This is a genomic window from Bacillus sp. OK048, assembly GCF_900103525.1.
Lineage (GTDB): Bacteria > Bacillota > Bacilli > Bacillales > Cytobacillaceae > Neobacillus.
In genome coordinates this window covers 235,102-260,425 of the sequence record NZ_FNHN01000004.1, presented here as the reverse complement: position 1 = coordinate 260,425, position 25,324 = coordinate 235,102, and the positions used below count along the sequence as shown (strand labels likewise).

The window sequence follows — 25,324 nt, the reverse complement described above, 5'->3', positions numbered from 1 at the left end:
ATATTTTATAACATATTTTCATTATAAAATGGATTCAATTAAGGATTTTTTAAAAGCAGGAAGACAAAAGGAGAATAAATAATGACAAATAAAGACTATAAGTTAGTTATTATTGGTTATGGCGGAATGGGAAGCTATCATGCGAAGCATTTGCTCAAAGAAAACCAACATATAACTGTTGTTGGAACCTATGATGTATTGGAGGAAAGAAGAGAGGCTTCCGTGAAGGATGGCTATAAGGTATATGAAAATTTATCTGCCGTTTTAGCCGATGATGAAGTAGATTTTATTCTCATTGCTACTCCTAATGATGTGCATAAAGAAATCGCAATTGCGGCCCTAAACGCTAAAAAACATGTCATTTGTGAAAAACCTGTCACCATTTATAGTGAAGAGTTAGTAGAAATTATTCAGGCTGCAAAATTGAATAACCGTCATTTTATTGTGCATCAAAACCGCAGATGGGATGAAGATTTTCTTACCATAAAAAAAATACACGATGAACAGATTATTGGCGATGTCTTTCACATTGAATCACGGGTCCAAGGTGCCAATGGAATTCCTGGAGACTGGCGCCACCTGAAAGAGTTTGGCGGAGGGATGCTGCTAGACTGGGGTGTGCATTTATTGGATCAATTACTATTTTTGATTGATAGTAAGATTACGAGTGTCTATGCCCATTTAAGTTATGTTTTAGGAGACGAGGTAGACGATGGATTTCAAGCATTTATCACTTTTGAAAACGGCGTCACTTCTTTAGTGGAAGTTGGAACAACAAACTTTGTTCAACTGCCGCGATGGTACACAAAAGGGACGAAAGGAACAGCTGTCATCAATGATTGGGATATCAATGGTAAAATCGTGATTCATAATCTAGATGAGAATGTTGAAGCTCCAAAACCAATTAAAGCTGGGCAAGGGCTGACGAAAACAATGGCTCCCCCTTCAGAAAAAGCTGTCAGCACATCAGAATTACCGAAAGTAGAAAAGACAATGGAAAGCTTTTATGAAAATGTGGTTTCAGTGGTGGAAGGAAATGCGGAACCAATCGTGAAAAATGAGGAAGTGTTACGTGTCTTACAATTAATTGAAACGATTTTCAAAGCAGCAGAAACGAACGAAGTCATCAAAGAATTTGATAAAACAAGAAGTCATAGTTGATTTGGCAGGAAAATTTACTATTTGAAAACAGCTAGCAACACTAAAAAAGTGTTGCTAGCCTTTTGTTTATAAAAAGAAAATATCTATTCCAGCCGTCTGTAGGCACCAGGAGCTACGCCGAAATTTTTTTTAAAAACCCTGTGAAAATAGGGATAGGTACTGAATCCGCACTCTTCGGCAATCTGCTCGAGATTCATGTTCGTATATTTCATTCGTTCGAGGGCTACTGATAAGCGAATTTGATGTGCGTATTCCATTATGGTTTTCCCAACGCTGCTTTTGAAAAGATGAACAGATCTAGAGACGCTAAGTCCTGCATGCTGTGCCACTTCCTCCACTTTAAATGCTACCGTCGCATGCTCTTCAATGTAGCGCAGCATCCTAGTTACAGGATAGGGGTGATGGAAGGCGGCGACGGTTTCACTGACTGCCCTTTCCAAGGATAAACAGAGTGCTTTAAGCAAATAGCCCGTAAGTTCTACATTTTCACTAGAAGCTGGACGGCGTTTTTCAATCATGATATGGCGCCATAAGGAAATCAGCTTTTCATCAAGGTCGATTCGGTGGACAGCTGGCTTCTCTGAACGATTCCACCATTCGCCTATCCAAGCTCCATCACAGACTAAGTGATAGTCTCCACTACTTTGTCCTTCCTTAACGAGCAATTCATAGTGATCACCCGGCTTAATGAGCAGAAGGTCTCCTATCCCAAGCTCCATTTTTCTCCCTCTCACCACGACTTCACAAAGCCCTTCAATTTGTAGTCTAAAAAGATAGTACGGATACCCCGATTTGTGTTGGGAATGATATCCGTTTAAGTGATAAGAATAGCCGCAAAAAAATATATTCGTCAACGTCCATCTTCCTTTTCTAAAAATAGCAAAATAGTAGATGTTTTAATTATATCATCTATGTTTAATTACAAAAATACAATATAAGATGTAATCAAAAACCTAATGTTATAGGAATGGGGATATGGATGATAGAAATACCAGTAGCTGTACAAATGTTCACTTTAAGAAAAGAATCACAGGAAGATTCTGCAGGCACATTGAAGAAAGTGGCAGAGCTTGGTTATCATGGCGCGTTGGATTTGTCAGTTATCTCAATAAAGCACTGTTAAGTAACTTATTGGCAGTTGACAGAAAAAGGGAAAGACACCAAGTAAGTTCAATATTTTACACCCTGGTTGTCAATGTAAGCAGTTTCATTAAAATTCTTATTCTTTAAAATAAAAGGTAAAGTAAAAGTTAGAAAAAGGAGTGGACTGATTTTGGTAAAAGTAACAGTATGGAATGAAAATCGTCACGAACAAAAAAATCCGATTGTAAGGGACATATATCCTAATGGAATTCATGGTGCAATTGCTGAATTTCTTCAAAATGAAGGGTTTGAAGCAGGTAGTGCTACTCTTGATGAGCCAGAGCATGGCTTAACAGACGAAGTACTAGCGAATACAGAGGTTTTAGTGTGGTGGGGCCATCTCGCACATGGAGAAGTAAAAGATGAAATTGTGCAAAAGGTGCAGCAGCGTGTTCTTGATGGAATGGGACTAATTATTCTACACTCAGGTCATTTCTCAAAAATCTTTAAAACATTAATGGGTACAAGCTGTGATTTAAAGTGGCGGGAAGCAAATGAAAAGGAACGTCTTTGGGTTGTGAGTCCGAGCCATCCAATTGCAGAAGGTATTTCTGAATATATTGAATTAGAGCAAGAAGAAATGTATGGGGAGCATTTTGATATTCCACAGCCTGACGAGGTGATTTTTACAAGCTGGTTTGAAGGCGGTGAAGTATTCCGCAGCGGGTGTACATTCATCCGCGGTAATGGAAAGGTATTCTACTTCCGACCAGGACATGAAACCTATCCGACCTATCACAACAAACAAATTCAGCGTGTGATAACCAATGCAGTAAAATGGGCGCAGCCAGTGAAGCGTGATCGTCCAGTATATGGGAATGCAAAACCATTAGAAACCATTAAAGGAGCGAAATAACAATGGGGAAATTAAAAATTGGAGTAATCGGTTGCGGGAGTATTGCCCAGCATCGTCATTTACCAGAATATCAAGGGAATCTAAATGTTGAACTAGTTGCAGTATGTGATATTAATAAAGAACGAGCATTAGAAGTAGCTGAAAAATATGGAGTTCTCTCCTATACTGATTATCAAGATTTATTAGATAGTGGTGAGGTGGAAGCTGTCAGCGTTTGTACACCTAACTATCTTCATGCGCCGATTTCGATTGCAGCCTTAAAAGCTGGGATTCATGTTTTATGTGAAAAGCCAATGGCTACTTCAAAAGAAGAAGCGGAAGCAATGATTGCTGCAGCCAATGATAGCGACAAGAAATTAATGATTGGGCATAACCAGCGGTTTGTATCTTCTCACCAAAAGGCTCGCAAGTTAATTCAAAGTGGAGAAATTGGGAAGATTTATAGCTTCCGCACAGCTTTTGGACATGGTGGACCAGAAGGCTGGAGCGTTGAAGGGAAAGAGGGCTGGTTTTTCCAAAAGGAGAAAGCATTTGTCGGTGCAATGGGTGATTTAGGTGTTCATAAAACAGATTTATTACGATATGTATTAGGAGAAGAAATTGTTGAAGTGGGCTCCTTTGTGGCAACAAGTGCAAAGGACTTCGCCGATGTCGATGACAATGCGGTTTGTGTACTAAAAACCGAAAGCGGCATCATTGGTACACTGGCTGCGAGCTGGACTTACGTAGGTAAGGAAGATAACTCTACGATTATTTACGGGGAAAAAGCTATTCTTCGTTTAGAGGATGACCCGGCCAATTCTCTTGTCGTACAATATGCAAACGGTGACGTGGTCAATTATCAGCTCGGCAAAATTCAGTCCAATGAAGAGGGTGGGCAGCGTACCTCACATGTGATTGACTACTTTGTTGATTCTGTAATTCAGGATAAAGAGGTGCCTGTCACCGGTGATGAAGGCATGAAATCCTTGGAGGTAATTTTGGCTGCGCTTGAATCGAATGAAAAGAAGCAGATTGTAAGAGTGAGAAACTAATAAAACTTTTAAGGAACCAGCGGAATTGAACGTTTCCGTTACAAATATAGGTAAGTGAGGGGATTATTATGAAACTAGGTGTATTTACTGTTTTATTTGCTGAGAAATCTTTTGAGGAAATGCTCGACACTGTAAAAGAAGCTGGACTCCATGCAGTTGAAATCGGTACTGGCTGTTATCCGGGGAATAGCCATTGTGATTTGGACGCTTTACTAGAGAGTGAAGAAGCCCGTAAACAATTCATTCAAAAAGTCGAGGAACGAGATTTAATCATAAGTGCTTTCAGTTGTCATGGAAATCCTATTTCCCCTGAAGTGGAATTTGCAAAAAACTCTCACGAAACATTATTAAAAACAATTCAACTTGCATCCCTACTAGGTGTAAAGGTTGTAAACTGTTTTTCTGGAACGGCGGGAGATCATGAAGGTGCAAAATATCCAAACTGGCCGGTTACACCGTGGCCAAACGAATATGGCGATGTGTTAAAGTGGCAATGGGAAGAAAAGTTGATTCCATACTGGAGAGAAGTTGGACTGTATGCAAAAGAGCATAATGTAAAAATAGGTCTTGAACTTCACGGCGGCTTTTTAGTACATACGCCTTATACACTATTAAAATTGCGTGAAGAAACATGTGATGCGATTGGTGCCAACTTAGACCCAAGCCATCTATGGTGGCAGGGTATTGACCCTGTTGCGGCAATCAAAATTCTGGCAAAAGAAAATGCGATTCATCATTTTCATGCGAAAGACACATACATTGATCAGGAAAATGTGAATATGTATGGATTAACGGATATGCAGCCATATGGGGAAGTAAGAACGCGGGCATGGTCATTCCGTTCTGTTGGTTGCGGGCATGGCCTAAAAGAGTGGTCAGACATGATGAGTGCGCTACGCACCTATGGCTACGATTATGTGGTCAGCATCGAGCATGAGGATCCAATAATGTCAATTGATGAAGGCTTCAAACGAGCCGTAACCAATTTGAAATCAGTTTTGATTGAGCAACCAGTATCACAAATGTGGTGGGTGTAAACATCAAGAACATAGAGGTGCAGACATGAACAAAAAATGGTGGAAAGAAAGCGTCGCCTATCAGGTGTATCCTAGAAGCTTCATGGATAGCAATGGTGACGGAATTGGTGATCTAAAGGGAGTAACTTCAAGGTTAGATTACTTAAAGGATTTAGGCATTGATGTTATTTGGCTGTCGCCAATGTACAAATCTCCTAATGACGATAATGGGTACGATATATCAGATTATCAGGATATTATGGATGAATTCGGAACAATGGAAGATTTTGATGAACTGCTTGATGGAGTTCACAGACGTGGTATGAAATTAATTCTCGATTTGGTCATCAATCACACGAGTGATGAACATCCCTGGTTTATTGAGTCCCGCTCTTCAAAAAACAATCCAAAACGGAATTGGTACATTTGGAGTGAGGGCGAGGATGGGAAGGAACCGAATAACTGGGAATCCATTTTCAGTGGTTCTGCATGGAAATATGATGAAATGACTGAAGAATATTTCATGCACATTTTTTCTGAAAGGCAGCCTGATTTAAATTGGGAAAACCCTGAGGTTCGAAATGCTTTATACGATATGGTGAACTGGTGGCTGGATAAAGGAATCGACGGTTTTCGTGTCGATGCGATTTCTCATATCAGAAAAAAACCAAGTTTCCCAGATATGCCTAATCCGGAAAATTTAGATTATGTACCTTGCTTTCCTTACATGATGAATGTCGATGGAATTGATGAATGGTTAACAGAACTCTCCAAAAATACAATAAAAAACTATGATATCATGACCGTTGGCGAGGCTAATGGTGTGGGACTAGATGATGCCGATAAATGGGTCGGTGAAGAAAACGGCTATTTTAACATGATCTTTCAATTTGAATTTTTAGGCCTTTGGGATAAAAATGCAGAGGGAAAAGTCGATATCACTGCGTTGAAAAAGAACTTAACCAAATGGCAAAATGGATTAGAAGGTAAGGGCTGGAATGCATTGTTTATCGAAAACCACGACCAGCCTCGTCGTGTTTCAAGCTGGGGAAATGACAAGAGATATTGGAAAGAAAGTGCGAAAATGCTTGGTGCCATGTATTTCCTTATGAAAGGCACTCCGTTTATCTATCAAGGTCAGGAGATAGGCATGACCAACGTTCAATTTCCTTCTATAGAATATTACAATGATGTTGGTATGGTTAACTACTATAAGGTTGAAACTGCAAAAGGCCGACCTCATGATAAAATCATGGAAATTATTTGGGATCAATGTCGCGATAATGCACGGACACCTATGCAATGGGATTCCACCACCAATGGTGGTTTTACAATTTCAAACCAAACTTGGCTGGGTGTAAACCCTAATTATCGTGAAATCAATGTAGAAAATCAGGTGAATGATCCAGACTCGATTTTAACTTTCTATAAAAAGTTAATTCAATTAAGAAAAGATCATCCTTTATTTGTCTATGGATCTTACGAATTGTTATTAGCAAACCATCCAAATCTTTTTGTCTATGCGCGTAAATTAGGAAGCCGCAAGGCAATTGTCATTAATAATTTTAGTGAAAAACCAACTAGATTCAGTGTTCCAGGCAGTATGCCTTATTCAACTTCTAAACTTGTACTTCATAATTATAGTGGTGCCCATCAGAAGCTGAAGAAGGATGTTACTCTTAAGCCATATGAAACAAGGGTGTACCTATTTAAATAAAACCATAAGGGATAACCTTATGGTTTCTCTTGCTTTTTCAGGAATTAATTTAGTACTGCTTTAGTAAACCTTTCCCAAGGTTTGCTCAGCCAGCGATTTAAAGCAAAGCAGCCACGCAACCATTCATCTATACCTTGAGCAAGCCATACGCCTAAAAGTCCCAGGCCAAAATGAATCCCAAGGATATAACTTAGCGTTACTGCAATTCCCCACATGGAAATAATTCCAATAATAAATGGAAATTGAACATCCCCTGTAGACTTTAACGAACTCATTAAGACAATATTCATTGCTCTTCCGGGTTCAACAAAGACAATGGCCCATAACACTGGAAGTCCGATCATAATGATGGATGGGTCCTCAGTAAATAAAGCTAAAATGGTTTCCCCGCCATAGGCTAGGACTAGTGATGCAATGGTTGAAGCAAGCATAGATATCTTTAATGTGCTAATTCCACGTTTTAAGGCAAGGTCAAATTGCTGACCACTAATTTAACGTGCTACTATAAGCTGGGTATAAATATAATAGAGCACAAACCTAAAAGCTGCTCTATCAATGATAGACTTTTCCCAAATTATAAAAAACTGTATGGAAAAATAATTGAATTGTTATCTAGTAAGTAATTTGTTATTTTTAATTTATAACATACTAAAAATTGGAGACAAAGATGATAAAAAAAGGAAATGTAAATAGGTTTATATTTATCCTCATTTTTTGTTTATTAATTGCTTTTGAAGCAGCAGATAGTGTATTTCCTGAAGTCATTCATTCTATCAAAATAGTTAGTTACGTTACAATTGCCATTTATATAGCTACGCTATTCATTATTTTCTACCTATTAAAGCAATATGATAAGAAAGCGGATGAATATCAAAAAAGCCAACAAAAAATGAAAAATATCTTTGATACCCTCGATGTTGCCATTTGGTCACATGATTTAAAGACGGACAGATTACTCATTACTCCAGGAATTGAAAAGTTATATGGTTATAAGATGGAAAATTTCTACGAAGATAAAAATCTTTGGAAAGAAGTGATTTTTCCAGAGGATTTACATGTTTTAGAGGAAAGAGCACAGAAGCTTGCAATGGGACAAGCAGTTACTAGCCAATATCGAATCATTCGACCAGATGGGGAAGTCCGCTGGATTCAGGATAGAGGGATTCCAACTGTTGACCAAAAAGGAGATTTTATAGACTTTAATAGTGTGTTATTCGATATTACTGACCGGAAAGAAAGTGAAGGACTCTATCAAAGTTTAGTAGAGATGTCACCGGATATCATTGCAGTTGTATATAATGGAAAAATTGAATATATAAATGAAGCAGGCTGTAAATTAATTGGGGCGGATAGCCTGGAGGAAGTGATTGGCCAATCGGCTAAAACGTTTGTTACTTCACAAATTACAGATTTAATTAAGAGTAAAGTATTTTCTACAGATAAATTGGAAAATGAGCGATTTATGTTTGAGTTTCAGGTAAGAAGAATCGATGGTGAAAGTATTGATGTCGAGATGGCAGCAAGAACTATTCTCTATGAAGGTCGCTTTGCTGTTCAAGTAGTGGGTAGGGATATCACTCAACGGAAGAAATCGGAGCAAACGATCAAATTTATGGCCTATTATGATACATTAACGGGTTTGTCGAATCGAAATCAATTTAGAAACCATCTAAATGAAGTATTACGCAATCAAGTGAATAAAACCCACGCGGTTTTTTTCTTAGATTTAGATCGGTTTAAAATCATCAATGATACGAAAGGTCACACCGTTGGCGACATTATTCTTCAAAAGGTGGCAGGACGATTAGAGAATGCCGTACAAAATGAAGGACTAGTATCCCGACAGGGTGGGGACGAATTTATTATTTTATTAGAAGATATTGACAAAGAAAATGCTTCACAAGTGGCGAAACGAATTCTAAATGAATTTTCCAACCCATTTGAAGTGAATGGAGATGAATTTTATGTCACTCCAAGCATCGGCATTAGTATCTATCCAAAAGATGGAAGAGATGAGGAAGCACTTATTAAAAATGCTGATACAGCAATGTATCAAGCGAAAGACCGTGGAAAGAATAACTATCAATTTTATTCAAATAATCTTGACGGCATTTCAACATGGAAAATGAAATTAGAGAACTGGTTACGTAGAGCGATAGAACAGAATCAGATGGCACTTCACTATCAGCCGCAGTTTGATCTTGGTACAGGTGAAATTGTTGGGGTGGAAGCATTAATTCGTTGGAATCATCCGGAATATGGATATATTGCTCCGTCTGAATTTATACCACTCGCAGAAGAGACTGGCCTCATCGTTCCACTTGGAAAGTGGATATTAAGAGAGGCATTTGAACGAAGGAAGGCGTGGAAGGATGCCGGATATGAGGATTTTCCAATAGCAGTGAACGTTTCTGTACGGCAATTTCAAGATGAAAATATTATCCCATTCATTTCCGAGATGATCGAAGAGGTTGGACTAGAGGCAAATTATCTGGAACTCGAAATTACAGAAAGTCTTATGCAGAACCTAGAAAACTCAACCATTATTCTAAATCGACTCAAGGATTTAGGTGTACAGTTATCGGTGGATGACTTTGGGACTGGCTATTCCTCATTAAGCTACTTGAAACATCTTCCAATTGATAAAATTAAGATTGATAAATCCTTTGTCGATGACATTATCTCTCATTCGAATCAAGGAATGATGGTGAAAACCATCATTGATATGGGTATGAATTTGAAATTTTCCGTCATTGCAGAAGGGATCGAAACAGAAGAGCAGGTTAAGTTTCTAACTAGGAATGCATGCCAAATCGGACAAGGCTACTACTATAGCAAACCATTATCTGCAGAGAAGATGGAAGAATTTCTGTTAAAAGGTAATTTCCCTACTCAATTGGGGTGATAAAGGGCGGAACTCGCCGTCCTTTTTTGTTCCAAAAAGGAGACCTCGATGAAAAGGTCTGTTAGTTTCCCCATTGTAATTGTACTTTTAATGTACAGCAGTTCATGGGTGCATTTTGGTCTGTGTGTACTGTAAGTTCAAAAGTCACACCGGTTGGCGTAAATTTTGTATTCACAGGCACGCTAAGTCCAATTGATTTTATAAGGGAATCTACTTCTGCTTTATTTCCCTGCTGTGCAGCTGACATTAACTTAACATCAAAATCTGAATCTCCTAATCTGTCCAAAAGGATGCTCCCTTGGTTCATTAATAACCGATAGGATTTAATGGACTTCTTGAAAATTTTTACATCTACCTGGGGATATTGCCGAGGCAGGGGATGATAATATTGATAATCCGAGTAAACAGGTGGCCGAGGATGTAGTGGGTAAGGATAATGGTAATAATACATCATAACGCTCCTTCCTTAGTTAAAACACAAGGCAATATACGGTATGATAGTGGAACTACATTGGTTACATGTAAAGAGCGCATGGATTTAGAATCCTTGCGCTCTTTTAGTACTAAAAAATATCTACATCGCCGCTTGAAACGGAAATATCAATCTTATGTTTACCTGAACCATGGGTTCCATTAAGACTTTTCTTATCGCTACTAGTAGTGGTTAAAGGAAACTCACTCTTTATATCTCCACTGCTTACATGGCCATTTAAGCTGAAATCAGCGTTATCAGGCAAATCAAGGTTTACATTACCAGAACTAAGGTCAATTTCAATTGAACCCTCTAAATTATCCATTTGTACAGAAAACTTTCCTGATGATACATCTGCATTAATGGCGCCGGAATAATGTTTAATATCTAAATTTCCAGAACTAAGGTCAAAGGTACCTGTTTTTGTGGTTAAAGTGTCAATTTTAACATTGCCAGAAGAACCATCATGTGTAAATTCTGCCACTTCTAAATGATCGAGATTTACATTTCCTGAACCAATATCTAAAGAAAGTTTATTTAATTTCATTGATTCTCCGGAGAAATTCAAGCTGCCTGATCCAATTTGAATGTTCATATTCCGATTATAATCTTCAGGAATATAGATTTTTAGTTGTCTTTTTTCGGAAAAAGAGAACCAATTAAACATTTTGCTTTTCGTCTCAACTAAGAGCCTGTTATCGGTTTCTTTAACAATAAGCGATCCTTTGCCAGATAACACCGCTTCTACATCATTTCGGTCCTCGGGAATTATCGTGGTCTGAACGGAACCCACATTTATCTCTATGGTGTCTATTGTTTTTGATAGAGTAGCCCTGCCTTCTTTACTGCCGCCCACCGTAAAACCATCAAACTGGACCGACTGATTAAAAACAATATATAGCCCAGTAATAATCAATAGAAGAATCACAATTTTTTTCATTTTAAATCCCTGCCCTTCACTTCTTATAGTTTAATAATATGCGATTTCCTGATTAACTACCAATGTACTAAAGATTTATTTATTTCTAAGACTTGAGACGTATTAGGCAGTGAAAAAAAGCAGTGTGTTATCACTGCTTAAACCGAGCTGTATGGGATTTTCTTTTTCTGCTTTGTCTGCCGTATAAACTCATCTACTGCACCTGATCCAAGTAAGACTCCAAATAATATGAATACGAACCCAATGATTTGAGTAGGAATAATGACCTCTCCGAGGAAAAGTACAGCGCTAATCAGTGCAAAAAAGGGGTTCAGGTTAATGAATATAGCAGCTTCGGACACCCCGACTTTTCCAATTGAATCGTTATATATCGTATGACCGAACGCGGTTCCAATAATTGCGGAGCCTAAAAAAATCAGCCAGACACTTAGAGACCCGTTTGTGAGCGTGCTTAATCCTTGCGGCTCCTTAAATAGGCCAATGATAAAAAGAATAAAAGATCCTATCAGCAGCATATATCCAGTCATTAAGCGGGGATCCAAGGTTTTGGAAATTTTTTAATCATCACAAAGCTGAAGGATTGCGTTAGAATCGAAAGAAACACATAGATATCACCGATTGAAATATCACTAATTCCTCCATTTTCGATAACAACAATAAAGGACACCCCTAATAAGCCCGAAATAATGCAGATTTTAATGTAACTTTTATACCTCATTACAGTGAAAGTTCTATGGAATCTGTTTTGAATGCCGAAATAGTAAAAAGTCTTTTTGGATGCAATCAGGCAGTAACGGGAAAAGTAGATGAAGAAATTTATTCGTTGACATGAAACCAAATGGTTTTATATAATTTAAGAAGTGAAACCAAATGGTTTTGTATTAAAAAGTGAAAGTAGGAGAAATCATTGGAAAATATATTACAAGATATTAAGCAAACAGTTGTCATTAACGCACCCATTCAAAAGGTATGGGATCAGGTGTCTACTTCAGAAGGGATTGCTGCATGGCTCATGCCAAATGATTTTAAACCAGAAGTAGGAGCTGAATTCCATATCCAATCTCCATTCGGGCCATCTCCTTGTAAAGTAACAGAATTTAATCCCCCTAATGGGCTTTCATTTATATGGGATACGGATGGCTGGTTTTTATCCTTTAGCTTAAAAGAGGTAGGCGACGGTCAAACAGAATTTACTCTTATCCATGGCGGCTGGCCACAATCTGATGCGATTATTGGCAAGGCCAACCAAAAGGCATCGGCTATTCGCGAGAATATGTCGCAGGGATGGGCTGGTATCGTTCAAAAACTGCGTACGCTTTTGGAGAACTAAGTGACAGCGGAAGCACAAAAGCATGATGTATTTCAAGCGATTGCTGACCCCACTCGGAGAGAAGTACTGAAATTGCTCGCGGAAAAAGACCGACCGATTTCAGAAATTACATCTCATTTTCCGATGAGCCGTACGGCCATTGCCAAACATCTGCAAGTCCTTTCGGAAGCTGAATTAGTAATCGGACGAAAGGTTGGGAGAGAAAAAATTTATCGTTTGCAGCCAGAGCCGTTAACAGAACTTAAACAATGGCTCTCCTTTTACGAAAAATTCTGGGCAAATAAACTTTCGATCCTTAAGCATATTGTTGAAAACCCTAGTGAAAATAGTTTGAGCGTCATAAAAACAGAAGAAACCGACAATAGTTAACGTCGGTTTCTTTGCTGTAGGTTTATAGTGACCGCAAGATAGGAAATGAAAGGGTTTGGGTAACTATAAGAGGTCCATAGTGACCGCGAGATGGAATAATAAGTAGTTTGGGTAACTATGAGAGGTTCATAGTTACCGAAAGATGGAAAAATAAGGTGTTTAGGTAACTATAAGAGGTTTATAGTGACCAAAAGATGGAGAAATAAGGTATTTGGGTAACTATAAGAGGTTTATAGTGACCGCGAGATGGAATAATAAGTAGTTTGGGAAACTATGAGAGGTTCATAGTTACCGAAGAGCATGAAAAAAAAGCATATAGGTCAAAGCAGGGAGCCTGGAGTGACCGAAGAGCATGAAAAAAAGGCATATAGGTCAAAGCAGGGAGCCTGGAGTGACCGAAGAGCATGAAAAAAAGGCATATGGGTCAATGCAGGAAGCCTGGAGTGACCGAAGAGCATTCAGAAAAAGCATATGGGTCAATGCAGGGGGTCTGGAGTGCCCGAAGAGCATGTGAAAAAGGCATATGGGTCAATGCAGGAGGTCTGGAGTGACCGAAGAGCATGTAGAAAAAGCATTTGGGTCAATGCAGGAGGTCTGGAGTGACCGAAGAGCATATAGAAAAAGCATACGGGTCAATGCCGGGAGCCTGGAGCGACCGAAGAGCATGTAGAAAAGGCATATGGGTCAATGCGGAAAGTCTGGTATGCCCGGTGAGCATTTAGCTCTCGGACATTCTTTCTTCAATAATATTAAAAAGCCAAATTTAAGAATAATGTGATAAGATATTGGTAAACACTTGTATAGGAGAGAGGGATATGTGGGCTTTTGTTCTAGTGGTATTGGTTTTATTTATTATCCCGGGTCCAGCTGTTTTTTTAACCTTAACTCAAACCGTTAAAGGCGGATTAAAGGCGGGAATTATTACCGGTGTTGGTATTGCGGTAGGGGACTTACTTCATACGTTTGCAGCCGTTCTTGGACTTTCTGCCATCCTAATGACCTCAGCACTAGCCTTTGAAGTCGTAAAATATTTAGGAGCAGCCTATTTGATATTTTTAGGAATTAAGGCCTTGCTTGAAAAAACAAAAGAACAGGAACAGCCTATAGCCAAAAAAGAGAATCCCGCAGTATCCTTTCGCCAAGCATTACTAATTGAATTACTTAACCCAAAAACGGCATTATTTTTCCTAGCGTTTCTTCCGCAATTTGTAAAAACAGATGGTCCCCCAGTGGTCTTTCAACTTTTAAGCCTTGGGCTAGTTTTCGTATTAATGAGTATTTTGTACACCTCGACCTTAGCCTTTCTTGCTAGTTCATTAGGTAATAAGCTATTTGTAAAAAATAACAAGATGGCGCGTTGGCAGGGAAAAGTCGTGGGATTCATTTATATTGGTTTAGGTTTACAATTGGACTTTCAAAGCCAAAAATAAGAGTAGGCGGCACACCAAAAAGTGTGTCGCTATTTTATTGACATCGTAACAGGATTTATGTTATTTAAATTATGTTGATGTTAGCACTCTGAAGTCGAGAGTGCTAATGACTCAAAAAGCTATTTATACAATATGAGTAAGGAGAGGTTTCTATGGCAAAAAAACAGTTTAAGGCTGAATCTAAAAGGCTGTTAGAAATGATGATTAACTCTATTTATACCCACCGTGAGGTATTTTTACGAGAGTTAATTTCAAATGCAAGTGATGCGATTGACAAAATTTATTACAAAGCATTAACGGATGACACGTTAAACTTCGACAAGGAAAGTTACTTTATTAAAGTAATCCCCAACAAAGAAACTAGAACCTTGAAAATTATTGATTCTGGTATTGGTATGACGAAGGAAGAACTCGAGAATAACCTTGGTACCATTGCTAAAAGCGGATCGCTAGCCTTTAAAAAGGAAACGGAATTAAAAGATGGCTACGATATCATTGGTCAGTTTGGTGTAGGATTCTATGCTGCGTTTATGGTTGCTGATGTGGTGACTGTTAGCAGTAAAGCATTAGGCAGTGAAGAAGCTTACAGGTGGGAATCGAATGGAGCAGACGGTTATACCATCGACCCTACCGAAAAAGATTCGGTTGGAACTGAAATTGTCTTAAAAATCAAAGAAAATACCGAAGATGAAAATTATGATGAGTTTTTAGAAGAGTATCGTTTAAAGTCAATTATTAAGAAATACTCCGACTTTATTCGCTATCCAATTAAAATGGATGTTTCGAGCAGCAGACCAAAAGAAGGCAGCGAAAATGAGTTTGAGGACTATGTAGAAGAACAAATTATCAATAGCATGGTTCCAATCTGGAGAAAAAATAGAAGTGAACTAACTGATGCTGACTATGAGAACTTCTATGCAGAAAAACGTTATGGTTTTGACAAGCCAATTAAACATATCCATATCAGCGTCGACGGGGCAATCCGCTATAATGCGATTTTATATATTCCAGAAAAAACACCATTTGACTTCTATTCAAAGGAATTTGAAAAAGGCCTAGAACTCTATTCCAATGGCGTGTTAATTATGGACAAGTGTGCAGACCTGCTGCCAGACCATTTTAGCTTCGTCAAAGGGATGGTTGATTCAGAGGACCTTTCTCTTAACATTTCAAGAGAAATGCTTCAGCATGATCGCCAATTAAAGCTAATCTCTAAAAACATTAACAAAAAGATCAAAAGCGAATTGCAAAACCTGTTAAAAAATGAACGTGAAAAGTATGAGGAATTCTATCAATCTTTTGGCCGTCAGTTAAAATACGGGGTTTATAGTGAATTTGGTGCAAATAAAGAAGCTTTACAGGACCTCATTATGTTCTATTCTTCAAAGGAGAGGAAGCTAGTTTCTCTAGATGAATATGTTTCAAGAATGCCTGAAAGCCAAAAATATATTTATTACGCTTCCGGTGAGTCCATTGACAGAATTGATAAGCTACCACAAGCAGAGTTCGTTACTGAAAATGGATTTGAGATTCTTTATTTCACTGAAGATATCGATGAATTTGCCATCAAAATGTTAATGACTTACAAGGAGAAAGAATTCAAATCAATCTCCTCAGGTGATTTAGGAATCGAAGGGGAAGAAAACAAGGACGATTCTGAATCTGACGAGAAGGAAAACAAAGAAATCTTTGACTATATGAAAGATATTTTAGCTGGAAAAGTTAAGGATGTTAGGGTTTCAAAACGGTTAAAGTCTCATCCTGTCTGCTTAGCTACAGAAGGTGATATCTCGATCGAAATGGAAAAAATTCTTGCTGCTATGCCTGATAACCAAAATATCAAAGCGGACAAGGTTTTAGAAATCAACAAAAATCATGAAGTATTCCAATCGTTAAAAGAAGCATTTGAAAACGATAAGGAAAAATTAGATCTTTATACAAAATTACTATACAATCAAGCACTGCTAATTGAAGGCCTGCCAATCCAAGATCCAGTAGAATTTACAAATGATATTTGTAAAATAATGGTATAACTTAGATATTTGACTATAATCAGTTGGCTGGAAACTCAGAGTAACAACTTTGCCGTTCTCATTTTTAAAATGAGGGCGGTTTTTTAAACTAGGCTGTGTTAAAGGTAAATGTTGATTTCACTCAATTTGAAAAATAGGCGGAGAAATTCCGTTTATTTCGGGAAATCCCCATATTTCCCTTAAAATAAGCGGAGTTTTTCCGGTTATACGTTCCAAAACGATGGCTTTTGTCTTATTGTGAACAGTTAGTCGGAATATCTCCGCTTATATCTGCTCCTTAAGCCTCCACTATCGTCATTAGCCGGAAATTCTCCGCTTAAAAATTTATCTACACGAAAATCAACAGATCCTTAAACTAAATACATAATTATTTCATAATATCTTCACCTTTTTGCCATTATTTCGTCCTTAGAATTAAGACTTTTACTATATACTCGTTTTATAGGAATATGTACTGTATGCATTGTGAAATTATGGATAATGTTGTTTTTCTAGAAGTCCTGATTTCATTTTTCTACACCAGTGAAGCTTAAAGTCTGTTTACACCTATATGCTTGCTCACTATTTCACATGGTATTCTAAATTAGAAATTAGAAGGGAGTTAAAGATATATGAAAACTATTCTTTTCCTATTAATAAATTTAATGATTGCCGTATCCCTGTTAGGCTGTGAACAGCAAGCAGAAGAAAGCATAAAAGAAAAAATTCAAATGGTTCCAAATGAAGAATATGTGGGGAACCCGAATCCTACCGTAAAGAAAGAAATGAAATTAACGTATGAAGAAAAAATAGAATTCGAGAAGCTTCAAAAGGAAATCCAGTTAAAAAACGAGGTTGAATAATATGACGATCATCCAAGAAACCGTAATGAAACAAGAAGAACGATTGTTCTATTATCAGTTGTTTTGTCATTACTATCGGGGCGATTTACTTCAACTGCCCCCAGAAAAATGGGGACAGGTAGTCCGTATTATAAAAGAATATCAAAATACTAGTTTAATAGACGAAGTGGCGAAAAGCTTACGAGTATTAGAAGAAGTAAAAGAGAACACGATTCAAACTTTTGAACATGATTACAATCGGTTATTTGTGGGTCCCAATAAGTTATTAGCGTCACCATTTGAATCTAGTTATCGGAACTATGAAGGAAACGTTTTGCAACAGGAAACATTGAACGTACGAAACTTTTACCATTTTGTTGGAGTTAAAGTTGCGAATGAAGGGCAGATTCCCGATGATCACATTCAATTTGAATTGGAATTCATTCTACATGTATTAAGTGATCAAACGATTCAAGAAAATAGACAAATTTACAAGATGTTTTTAGAAAAGCATCTCATGCAATGGATATTCAAGCATTGTAAAAAAATCATAGAAAATAGTCAAAATCCCATCACACACGCGATGGCTGTTTTATTAAAAGAATTTTTACAACTTGAAAGAATAATGATGGAAGGTGGGAATGAAGATGTTAACTGAAAATTTTTCTCGCCGAACTTTTATAAAGGGTTCTGCTGCATTAAGTACACTTTTAGGACTTGGGACAATCGGTAGTAAAGCCACGAAAGGACTTGTTCCGCACGTCTCTGCGCAGTCTAATAGTCAAAAACAACAATTTTACAATGCCTGTCCTCGAAATTGTTATGACACATGTTCGATTGTCACAACGGTAGAAGACGGCAGGATTACGTTTATTACTGGAAACGAAAAAAACCAATACACAAAAGGAAGACTTTGTGTAAAGGGCAATACGTATCCAAGAGTTGTCTATTCTCCAGACAGAATTAAATATCCTATGAGGCAAAAAGGGCGTGGAACTGGAAATTGGGAAAGAATTAGTTGGGATGAAGCCTATACAATCATTGCCAAGAAAATTCTCTCCATCAAAAAAGAGTATGGAAACACGCTGCCAATTTGCTTGAATAAATATTCTGGAAACTTCAATATTTTGAACTACGCAACCGAAGGAATGCTGTCAAGTATCGGGTATACCACACGTGCTCAAGGAACACCTTGTGATCCAGCCGGTTCGGATGCCCAAGCCTTTGATATGGGGACGGCTTATAACAATGATCCGGAGCAATTTATGGATGCTGAGTATATTGTTCTTTGGGGAGCCAATCCTGCTTGGACGTCTGCCCACTCGATGTACTTTATTGAGCAGGCGAAAGAGAAAGGGACAAAGCTTGTTGTTATTGACCCTTTGATTACACAAACCGCATCGAAGGCAGATGAGTATATTCAAATTAAACCAAGTACAGATGGTGCCTTAGCACTTGGAATGATTCGTTATATTATCGACCAACACTTATTTGATGAGGAATGGGTAAATAACCATTCCATAGGGTTTCATGAATTTGTGTCTTATGTAAAAAAGAATATTACAGTTGAATGGGCTTCTGAAAAAACAGGTGTGCCACAACCCTTGATTGAACGGATTGCTCGTGAATACGCCACAGCGAAACCAGCCAATATTTGGATTGGGTTTGGGATGCAGCGCCATACAAATGGAGGTTCGATGGTTCGTGCCATCGATGCACTTGCTGCCATGACCGGCAATGTCGGTAAAAGAGGCGGCGGTGTTAATTATATCGGGGGAGAAACCTGGGGATTTAATTACCACACGATGAGCTTTGGAGTACCTGAAGGAACCGTAGGCGAAGCTGATCGATTTGTTAATATGAATAATTTTGGTGCGCAAGTACTTGATGCCAATGATCCTCCGATTAAGATGATGTGGATTGCCTGCCGTAATCCAATTGCTCAGGACCCAGAGCCAAATGTAGTCAAGAAGGCATTTGATCAAATGGATTTGATTGTAACAGCTGATCTATATATGAATCAAACAGTGGAATATTCGGATATTGTACTGCCTGTCACTACACCATTTGAGACAGTTGGAATCAACGTGAGCTATTGGCATTATTGGATGAATGTGAATGAGCAGGCAATCAAGCCGTTATATGAAACGAAAAGTGATTTAGAGATTGCCATGGGGCTATCGAAGAAATTGAATGAGTTAGAATCAGGTTCTTGTACATTCCCAGTTTCAGGTAATCTAGTTGAATGGGTTGAAAAAGAATTTAACGATGACATTCGAGAGTTATTCGGGGTCAAAAGTTGGGACGAATTACGAAGAAATGGTGGAACCGTTAAGGCCAATGAGAAAGTCACTGTTGCCTGGGAGGACCTGAAGTTCCGAACACCATCGGGTAAGTATGAATTTTTCTCTACAAAGGCAGTCGAATATGGTCACCATCCACTTCCGGTATTTGTTGAGGAGTATAAAACAACAAAAGAATATCCGATTCGTTGCATGTCACCACATTGGAAATTAGGCATTCATAGTCAATTTCAACATATCGATTGGTTAGGTGCGATCCATGAGCATCCGTTTGTTGAAATGCATCCAGACTTGGCAAAGAAATATGCTATTCGCGAGAATGATATGGTCAACGTCCGAAATGAAGCAGGGTATTTGACGCTGCCGGCCAAATTAACAAAAACCATTCCAACGGATACGGTTGTCATGTATGAGGGCTGGTGGAAAGATGTGAATTATACCGAGAACTTTAATGTAAAGGCATTGCCTTCCGATATGGGTGACTATAAAAAAGGCCAGCGCGGAATCGCCTTCCATGATAATTTTGTCAAAATAGAAAAGGCGTAAAGAGGAGGGAGAAACAATGGCGAAAAAACTAGGTTTTTTAGTAAATATTGAACGTTGTATTGGCTGTCATGCTTGTGAAATTTCTTGTAAAAGCTTTTATCAGCTTGAACCATCTATGAGAAGGAGAACGGTACGGGAGCTGCCGGAGGATCTTGTAGGTTCTCCCGTCCGTGCTTTTGTATCAACTGCTTGTAACCATTGTGATGAGCCTGCCTGTAAAAAGGCTTGTCCAGTTGGGGCTTATACGAAACGTGACGAGGATGGAATTGTTGTTCATAATCAAGATCTTTGTATCGGATGTCAAATGTGCGGAAAGGCCTGTCCATATGGTGTTCCACAATACAATCCTGTTAAGAAGAAAATGGACAAATGCAGTATGTGTTATGACAGGCTGGATGTAGGGGAATCACCCATTTGTGTATCGAAATGTCCAATGGAGGCCATTGAAATTGTGGATTACAATGAAGCAAAACTTTCTGGTGCGGTGAACGTGGTGCCGACTTTTGCCGATCCATCTATTACTCATCCAACTACTCAATTCATTTTGCCAAAACCAGGCAAACAGTTTAGGAGGGCATAATGATGCATGATCTTCCACTTGTGATCTTTACCATTTTGTCACAGCTTATATTAGGCGGATTTGTGACACTATGGTGGATAGATCGAAAAAAAGCTGGTATATCACGAAAAACAGGATTACTGATATTAATTTCTTTCCTTATTCTTGGTGGTCTTTCACTAGTAGTTTCCATGCTCCACTTAGGTCAACCTTTCTTCGCATATCGTGCAATATTAAATATTGGAGTCTCATGGCTAAGTCGTGAGGTAGCATTTTATGGAACATTTGTAGGGTTGATTTTATTATATACATGGTTTTGGTATAAGGAAGATCGCACAAAGCGCAGCATGATTGGCGGGATCGCTTCTATTATCGGAGTTATCGCGATCTTTTCATCCGCCAAAATCTACATGATCCCGGCCATTCCTGCTTGGGCTGGAGTTAGTACTCTTTTCGCTTTCTTTCTAACATCAATTTTATTAGGTCCACTATTCGTGGCTGCGATTTTAGCGATTAGAGGAGAACTAAATGTTAATATTTCTGGTCTTTTGGTTTTAACGCTGGCTGTCACAGCGATTGTGATGGTTGGTTATTTTTCATCACTGCTTGCTGGTCTGCCAGAGGCCGTTGAAACAGCTACATTAACGTTCAAACATGTATTCTTTTGGATCAGGATTGTGACGTTTGTGGCAGGCTTTACGTTATTATTTTTATCCTATAAAAATAGCAAATGGAGAAATGTAATCATCTATTCAGCAGCTTTTACGGTATTACTCGTCAGTGAATTTTTAGGCAGATTTCTATTTTATGTAACAGCGATTCATTTGTAGGAAGATAGATGAGAGGGGGGATACAAAATGGATTTGTTCAAATTGGTTAGGGTGATTGATCAAAAAGTAACGTCATTGAATGTGGAACCCAATCTATGTGTGCATTTGATTTCACCAAAAAGCTCGTGTCATAGCTGCGTTGAAAATTGCCCAACAAAGAGTATTTCACTAACAAAAAAACAGATTGAGATAGATGAAAATTGTTTGGAATGCGGGCTTTGTTCAACTGTTTGTCCAACCAATGCCATTCTATTTAATCGCCCCCCTCTCAAACAAGTCATTTCAGAACTTGTGCATAAGTGCGAACAAAATGAAAATGAAAAAGTGTACCTGCATTGTAAAAAAATGCCTGTTTCAGATAAGGATGTAATATCTGTAACGGTGCCTTGCTTAGGGATGATTCCAAGAGAAGCGTGGGTGACCATGCTAAGTAAGTGTAAAAATCTTACCATCTACCATTCAGATTCGGGTTGTACCGGCTGTGAGATCACAACTGGTGAAAAAGTGTGGAAAAAGGAGCTTCATGTTGGAGAAACGATGACAGGTTCTTCTATGAACATCACTTCTACTATCACTCATTCAACGAAACAAAAACCGTTTGATAAAGATCGACGGGCTTTCCTATCCAGCTTTTTTAATGAAATCAAAGCAACGAATAAGTTAGCATTTAAAGAACTATTAGGAAGTTCTGAAGTTTTATCCTACCAAGAAAAAAGGCAGGAGACTACACTTTCAAAGGTTAAAAGAGAGTTGGAGGAAGTGTCCCATCATTTATATGAGAAAGTGACAAATGAATCTGCTCTTCCTTATATGAATAAACGAGCTTTTCTTTTGACTCAATTGCAGGAAAATGAAGCCTTACAAATACAAAAGGATATCAGGCTTCCAACTATTACGGCTGATTGCAATTTTTGTGGTGCTTGTACGATTTTGTGTCCAACAGATGCATTGAAAATGAAAACCGAAAATAATTGTCAATCCATTACACTCCAACCAGCCAAATGTTTAGATTGTTCATTATGTGAAGACATCTGTTTTACGAAAAGTATCCAATTACAGTACGAAGAGAACAGAACCCTGCTCAAACAGGAGCAAAGACTTACATCTCACTCTTGACGGGCAGGAGACCCCCTTCTGTTAGAAGGGGGACAACCCATCATAAGGCATAAAAAAATAACAGCCCGATTTGGCTGTTATTTTTTTATTGATTTCATTAAACGATTTTAAACTCCCTTATATGCTTTACGATAAATTTCAGCTAATTCTGTTACTAAAGGAAGTTTAGGATTAGCAGTAGTACACTGGTCTTCAAATGCTTTATCTGCGAGGTAGTCAACCTTGCTTTCGAAAAGTGCTGCATCAACACCATTTGCCTCGATACTCATCGGAATCTCAAGCTCTTTTGCAAGGCGAATGATTGCTTGAACAAGGCTTTCCACTCCTTCTTCCGTTGTATTCGCAGGCAGTCCAAGGGTTCTTGCAATTTCTGCATAACGCTTATCTGCCACAAAGTGTGCATATTTCGGGAATGCAGTAAATTTATTTGGTTTAGCCGCATTATAACGGATAACATGTGGCATTAAGATTGTATTTGCACGTCCGTGAGCGATATGGAATTCTGAGCCTAGCTTATGGGCAAGGCTATGGTTGATTCCAAGGAAAGCATTCGCAAAGGCCATACCAGCAATGGTTGAAGCATTATGGACTTTTTCACGTGCTAGTTCGTCATTGCCATTTCGATAAGCTCTAGGCAGATATTCGAATACAAGCTGGATTGCTTTTATCGCAAGCCCATCTGTGTAATCATTAGCCATACAGGACACATAGGCCTCAATGGCATGAGTCAATACGTCCATTCCGGTATCAGCTGTAATATGTTTCGGAACAGTCATAACAAACTGTGGGTCAATAATCGCTACGTCTGGTGTTAATTCATAATCGGCAAGTGGATATTTCAAATTTGCTTCTTTATCGGTAATAACCGAGAATGACGTTACTTCTGACCCTGTTCCTGATGTTGTTGGAATCGCTACAAATTGAGCTTTTTCTCCTAACTTAGGATATTTCACAATTCGTTTTCGGATATCAAGAAATTTCTGTTTTAAACCAAAGAAATCTGTTTCTGGATTCTCATAGAAAAGCCACATACCTTTGGCAGCATCCATCGCTGAACCGCCGCCAAGGGCAATGATTACATCTGGATGGAATTTAGCCATCATTTCGGTACCCTTCATTACTGTATCAATGGATGGATCTGGTTCCACCTCTGAAAAAATTTCACAATGTACGTAATCAGGACGTTTCCTTAAATAATAAAGTACTTTATCAACATAGCCTAGTTTCACCATTCCAGGATCGGTTACAATGAATGCTTTAGAAATCTTCGGCATTTTAGCTAAATACTGAGTTGAATTTTTCTCGAAATAGATTTTGGAAGGAACTTTAAACCATTGCATATTAACATTCCTTTGGGCTACTTTTTTAATATTGATTAAGTGAATCGCACCAACGTTAGTGGAAACTGAATTTCCTCCATATGAACCACAGCCAAGTGTAAGAGATGGCATATAAGCATTGTAAATATCACCGATGGCACCCTGTGAAGATGGGGCATTGACTATGATTCTTCCAGCTTTCATCCGGTAGCCATACTGTTTAATTACATTTTGGTCCTGGGAATGAATTACTGCTGAATGTCCTAAACCGCCAAACTCTAGCATTTCTTCTGCTCTTTTTAAGCCTTCTTCAAGATTGCTTGCCTTGTAACAGGCTAGGACAGGGCTTAATTTTTCTCTTGAAAGCGGGTACCCTGGTCCGACGCCATTTAATTCAGCCACAAGAATTTTTGTGTTTTCAGGAACCGTTACTCCTGCCAAAGAGGCAATTTTGCTTGCAGCCATCCCAACAATATTCGGGTTAACTGCACATGACTTTTCGTTAATCACTAATTTTTCAACTTTTTCTTTTTCTTCCTCATTTAAAAAATAACAATTATTTGCAATCATCTCATTTTTGACAGCTGTATAAATCTCTTGATCAATAATAACCGCCTGTTCAGAAGCACATATCATTCCGTTGTCAAAAGTCTTTGATAAAATTAAGTCATTCACGGCTTGCTGAATGTTGGCTGATTTCTCCATATAGCATGGGACATTTCCAGGTCCAACGCCGAGGGCTGGTTTACCGGAGCTATAAGCAGATTTGACCATTCCTGCGCCGCCAGTTGCAAGAATCATCGATACCTTTGAATGATTCATCAGTGCTTGTGTAGCCTCAATTGAAGGCGTTTCAATCCATTGGATGCAATTTTCAGGAGCACCTGCGATTATAGCCGCATCCCTAAGGATTCTTGCCGCTTCACTGCTGCATTTTTGGGCGGAGGGATGGAAGGCAAATATAATTGGATTTCTCGTTTTGATGGATATCAGTGCTTTAAACATCGTTGTAGATGTTGGATTGGTTACAGGTGTAACACCAGCGATCACACCAATCGGTTCGGCAATTTCAATGATTCCTTCGTGTTCGTTTTCGTTAATGATGCCTACGGTTTTATCATATTTGATATTATGATAGACATATTCAGTTGCAAACATATTTTTAATGATTTTATCTTCATAAACACCTCGTTTGGTTTCCTCAACAGCAAGTTTTGCAAGCTGCATATGCTGATCAAGACCAGCTAAGGCCATTTGCTTCACAATCGTATCGATCATTTCTTGGTCAAAGCTGCGGAATTCTTCTAAGGCATTTAGACCGTTTTCCACCAAGACATCAATCATGGATGTTACACTGTGCATTTCCTTGCCTGTTTTTTCTGCCACTGCCATTTTAATTCCTCCAATAACTTGATAGTTTGTGA

The 25,324-nt window shown here is 38.5% G+C and carries 22 protein-coding genes and 1 pseudogene; 17 read left to right on the top strand and 6 right to left on the bottom strand.

Annotated features, from left to right (window positions below):
• Positions 1 to 81: 81 nt before the first annotated feature.
• Positions 82 to 1,161, top strand: coding sequence for a Gfo/Idh/MocA family protein (locus tag BLR86_RS09835; RefSeq protein ID WP_090760807.1), 1,080 nt, complete (start codon positions 82 to 84; stop codon positions 1,159 to 1,161).
• Between the two features lie 83 nt (positions 1,162 to 1,244).
• Here the strand turns inward: BLR86_RS09835 and BLR86_RS09830 are convergent, their stop codons facing one another.
• On the bottom strand, positions 1,245 to 2,015 hold the full coding sequence (locus BLR86_RS09830; protein ID WP_175492841.1) for a helix-turn-helix transcriptional regulator: 771 nt from the start codon (positions 2,013 to 2,015) through the stop codon (positions 1,245 to 1,247).
• 113 nt (positions 2,016 to 2,128) lie between these two features.
• Between BLR86_RS09830 and BLR86_RS25640 the strand changes: the two genes are divergently transcribed.
• From BLR86_RS25640 to BLR86_RS09810, 5 genes are all read left to right on the top strand, one after another.
• A complete protein-coding gene (locus BLR86_RS25640) occupies positions 2,129 to 2,284 on the top strand; it encodes a hypothetical protein (protein ID WP_368086776.1) in 156 nt (51 codons plus the stop codon).
• A 150-nt stretch (positions 2,285 to 2,434) separates the two neighbouring features.
• Positions 2,435 to 3,160, top strand: a complete 726-nt coding sequence (locus BLR86_RS09825) for a ThuA domain-containing protein (RefSeq protein ID WP_090760803.1) — start codon at positions 2,435 to 2,437, stop codon at positions 3,158 to 3,160.
• Between the two features lie 2 nt (positions 3,161 to 3,162).
• Positions 3,163 to 4,194 carry a Gfo/Idh/MocA family protein gene (locus BLR86_RS09820; RefSeq protein WP_090760801.1) on the top strand — a complete coding sequence of 344 codons (1,032 nt, stop codon included), beginning with the start codon at positions 3,163 to 3,165 and terminating at the stop codon, positions 4,192 to 4,194.
• Between the two features lie 68 nt (positions 4,195 to 4,262).
• Positions 4,263 to 5,231 (top strand): sugar phosphate isomerase/epimerase family protein, encoded by a 969-nt coding sequence (locus tag BLR86_RS09815; protein ID WP_090760799.1) that lies wholly within the window; start codon positions 4,263 to 4,265, stop codon positions 5,229 to 5,231.
• 25 nt (positions 5,232 to 5,256) lie between these two features.
• Entirely contained in the window at positions 5,257 to 6,927 is a 1,671-nt protein-coding gene (locus BLR86_RS09810) for a glycoside hydrolase family 13 protein (RefSeq protein ID WP_090760797.1), read from the top strand.
• 44 nt (positions 6,928 to 6,971) lie between these two features.
• On the opposite strand, the pseudogene BLR86_RS09805 reads toward BLR86_RS09810, so the two are convergent.
• A pseudogene (locus BLR86_RS09805) lies at positions 6,972 to 7,442 on the bottom strand (MATE family efflux transporter); the annotation flags it as partial.
• Positions 7,443 to 7,594: 152 nt separating this feature from the next.
• Between BLR86_RS09805 and BLR86_RS09800 the strand changes: the two are divergent.
• A complete protein-coding gene (locus BLR86_RS09800; protein WP_090760794.1) occupies positions 7,595 to 9,832 on the top strand; it encodes a sensor domain-containing protein in 2,238 nt (745 codons plus the stop codon).
• 61 nt (positions 9,833 to 9,893) lie between these two features.
• Here BLR86_RS09800 and BLR86_RS09795 read toward each other — a convergent pair whose 3' ends face one another.
• The 3 genes from BLR86_RS09795 to BLR86_RS09785 all read right to left on the bottom strand — a co-directional run bounded on the left by BLR86_RS09795 (position 9,894) and on the right by BLR86_RS09785 (position 11,786).
• Positions 9,894 to 10,286, bottom strand: coding sequence for a YuzC family spore coat inner layer protein (locus BLR86_RS09795; RefSeq protein ID WP_090760792.1), 393 nt, complete (start codon positions 10,284 to 10,286; stop codon positions 9,894 to 9,896).
• A gap of 109 nt (positions 10,287 to 10,395) precedes the next feature.
• On the bottom strand, positions 10,396 to 11,244 hold the full coding sequence (locus BLR86_RS09790) for a LiaG family protein (protein WP_090760790.1): 849 nt from the start codon (positions 11,242 to 11,244) through the stop codon (positions 10,396 to 10,398).
• A 137-nt stretch (positions 11,245 to 11,381) separates the two neighbouring features.
• Positions 11,382 to 11,786: a DMT family transporter gene (locus BLR86_RS09785; protein ID WP_302847212.1), complete on the bottom strand. Its 405-nt coding sequence runs from the start codon at positions 11,784 to 11,786 to the stop codon at positions 11,382 to 11,384.
• Positions 11,787 to 12,151: 365 nt separating this feature from the next.
• Between BLR86_RS09785 and BLR86_RS09780 the strand changes: the two genes are divergently transcribed.
• From BLR86_RS09780 to BLR86_RS09735, 10 genes are all read left to right on the top strand, one after another.
• A complete protein-coding gene (locus BLR86_RS09780) occupies positions 12,152 to 12,574 on the top strand; it encodes an SRPBCC family protein (RefSeq protein WP_090760785.1) in 423 nt (140 codons plus the stop codon).
• A complete protein-coding gene (locus BLR86_RS09775; protein WP_090760783.1) occupies positions 12,575 to 12,943 on the top strand; it encodes an ArsR/SmtB family transcription factor in 369 nt (122 codons plus the stop codon).
• An 815-nt stretch (positions 12,944 to 13,758) separates the two neighbouring features.
• Positions 13,759 to 14,373 carry a LysE family translocator gene (locus tag BLR86_RS09770; RefSeq protein WP_090760781.1) on the top strand — a complete coding sequence of 205 codons (615 nt, stop codon included), beginning with the start codon at positions 13,759 to 13,761 and terminating at the stop codon, positions 14,371 to 14,373.
• Positions 14,374 to 14,525: 152 nt separating this feature from the next.
• On the top strand, positions 14,526 to 16,406 hold the full coding sequence (gene htpG / locus BLR86_RS09765; RefSeq protein ID WP_090760779.1) for a molecular chaperone HtpG: 1,881 nt from the start codon (positions 14,526 to 14,528) through the stop codon (positions 16,404 to 16,406).
• Between the two features lie 611 nt (positions 16,407 to 17,017).
• Positions 17,018 to 17,248: a hypothetical protein gene (locus BLR86_RS09760; RefSeq protein WP_090760777.1), complete on the top strand. Its 231-nt coding sequence runs from the start codon at positions 17,018 to 17,020 to the stop codon at positions 17,246 to 17,248.
• A gap of 1 nt (position 17,249) precedes the next feature.
• A complete protein-coding gene (locus tag BLR86_RS09755) occupies positions 17,250 to 17,885 on the top strand; it encodes a TorD/DmsD family molecular chaperone (protein WP_217642375.1) in 636 nt (211 codons plus the stop codon).
• Positions 17,875 to 20,076, top strand: coding sequence for a molybdopterin-dependent oxidoreductase (locus tag BLR86_RS09750; protein WP_090760775.1), 2,202 nt, complete (start codon positions 17,875 to 17,877; stop codon positions 20,074 to 20,076). Before BLR86_RS09755 ends, BLR86_RS09750 begins: the two co-directional genes overlap by 11 nt.
• A 16-nt stretch (positions 20,077 to 20,092) precedes the next feature.
• Positions 20,093 to 20,656, top strand: a complete 564-nt coding sequence (locus tag BLR86_RS09745; protein WP_090760773.1) for a 4Fe-4S dicluster domain-containing protein — start codon at positions 20,093 to 20,095, stop codon at positions 20,654 to 20,656.
• Positions 20,656 to 21,465: a dimethyl sulfoxide reductase anchor subunit family protein gene (locus BLR86_RS09740; protein ID WP_090760771.1), complete on the top strand. Its 810-nt coding sequence runs from the start codon at positions 20,656 to 20,658 to the stop codon at positions 21,463 to 21,465. The genes BLR86_RS09745 and BLR86_RS09740 overlap by 1 nt, the downstream gene beginning before the upstream one ends.
• 27 nt (positions 21,466 to 21,492) lie before the next feature.
• Entirely contained in the window at positions 21,493 to 22,581 is a 1,089-nt protein-coding gene (locus BLR86_RS09735) for a 4Fe-4S binding protein (RefSeq protein WP_090760769.1), read from the top strand.
• 107 nt (positions 22,582 to 22,688) lie between these two features.
• On the opposite strand, the gene adhE is transcribed toward BLR86_RS09735, so the two are convergent.
• Entirely contained in the window at positions 22,689 to 25,292 is a 2,604-nt protein-coding gene (gene adhE, locus BLR86_RS09730; protein ID WP_090760767.1) for a bifunctional acetaldehyde-CoA/alcohol dehydrogenase, read from the bottom strand.
• Positions 25,293 to 25,324 lie beyond the last annotated feature (32 nt).

What these genes read in the sequence shown, in the direction of transcription:
- BLR86_RS09815 (WP_090760799.1), top strand. Translation starts at nt 4,263, where the DNA reads ATGAAACTAGGTGTATTTACTGTTTTATTTGCTGAGAAATCTTTTGAG.
- BLR86_RS09770 (WP_090760781.1), top strand. Translation starts at nt 13,759, where the DNA reads ATGTGGGCTTTTGTTCTAGTGGTATTGGTTTTATTTATTATCCCGGGT.
- BLR86_RS09800 (WP_090760794.1), top strand. Translation starts at nt 7,595, where the DNA reads ATGATAAAAAAAGGAAATGTAAATAGGTTTATATTTATCCTCATTTTT.
- BLR86_RS09735 (WP_090760769.1), top strand. Translation starts at nt 21,493, where the DNA reads ATGGATTTGTTCAAATTGGTTAGGGTGATTGATCAAAAAGTAACGTCA.
- BLR86_RS09745 (WP_090760773.1), top strand. Translation starts at nt 20,093, where the DNA reads ATGGCGAAAAAACTAGGTTTTTTAGTAAATATTGAACGTTGTATTGGC.
- BLR86_RS09820 (WP_090760801.1), top strand. Translation starts at nt 3,163, where the DNA reads ATGGGGAAATTAAAAATTGGAGTAATCGGTTGCGGGAGTATTGCCCAG.
- BLR86_RS25640 (WP_368086776.1), top strand. Translation starts at nt 2,129, where the DNA reads ATGGGGATATGGATGATAGAAATACCAGTAGCTGTACAAATGTTCACT.
- BLR86_RS09790 (WP_090760790.1), bottom strand. Translation starts at nt 11,244, where the DNA reads ATGAAAAAAATTGTGATTCTTCTATTGATTATTACTGGGCTATATATT.
- BLR86_RS09835 (WP_090760807.1), top strand. Translation starts at nt 82, where the DNA reads ATGACAAATAAAGACTATAAGTTAGTTATTATTGGTTATGGCGGAATG.
- BLR86_RS09740 (WP_090760771.1), top strand. Translation starts at nt 20,656, where the DNA reads ATGATGCATGATCTTCCACTTGTGATCTTTACCATTTTGTCACAGCTT.
- htpG (WP_090760779.1), top strand. Translation starts at nt 14,526, where the DNA reads ATGGCAAAAAAACAGTTTAAGGCTGAATCTAAAAGGCTGTTAGAAATG.
- adhE (WP_090760767.1), bottom strand. Translation starts at nt 25,292, where the DNA reads ATGGCAGTGGCAGAAAAAACAGGCAAGGAAATGCACAGTGTAACATCC.
- BLR86_RS09760 (WP_090760777.1), top strand. Translation starts at nt 17,018, where the DNA reads ATGAAAACTATTCTTTTCCTATTAATAAATTTAATGATTGCCGTATCC.
- BLR86_RS09795 (WP_090760792.1), bottom strand. Translation starts at nt 10,286, where the DNA reads ATGATGTATTATTACCATTATCCTTACCCACTACATCCTCGGCCACCT.
- BLR86_RS09750 (WP_090760775.1), top strand. Translation starts at nt 17,875, where the DNA reads ATGTTAACTGAAAATTTTTCTCGCCGAACTTTTATAAAGGGTTCTGCT.
- BLR86_RS09810 (WP_090760797.1), top strand. Translation starts at nt 5,257, where the DNA reads ATGAACAAAAAATGGTGGAAAGAAAGCGTCGCCTATCAGGTGTATCCT.
- BLR86_RS09755 (WP_217642375.1), top strand. Translation starts at nt 17,250, where the DNA reads ATGACGATCATCCAAGAAACCGTAATGAAACAAGAAGAACGATTGTTC.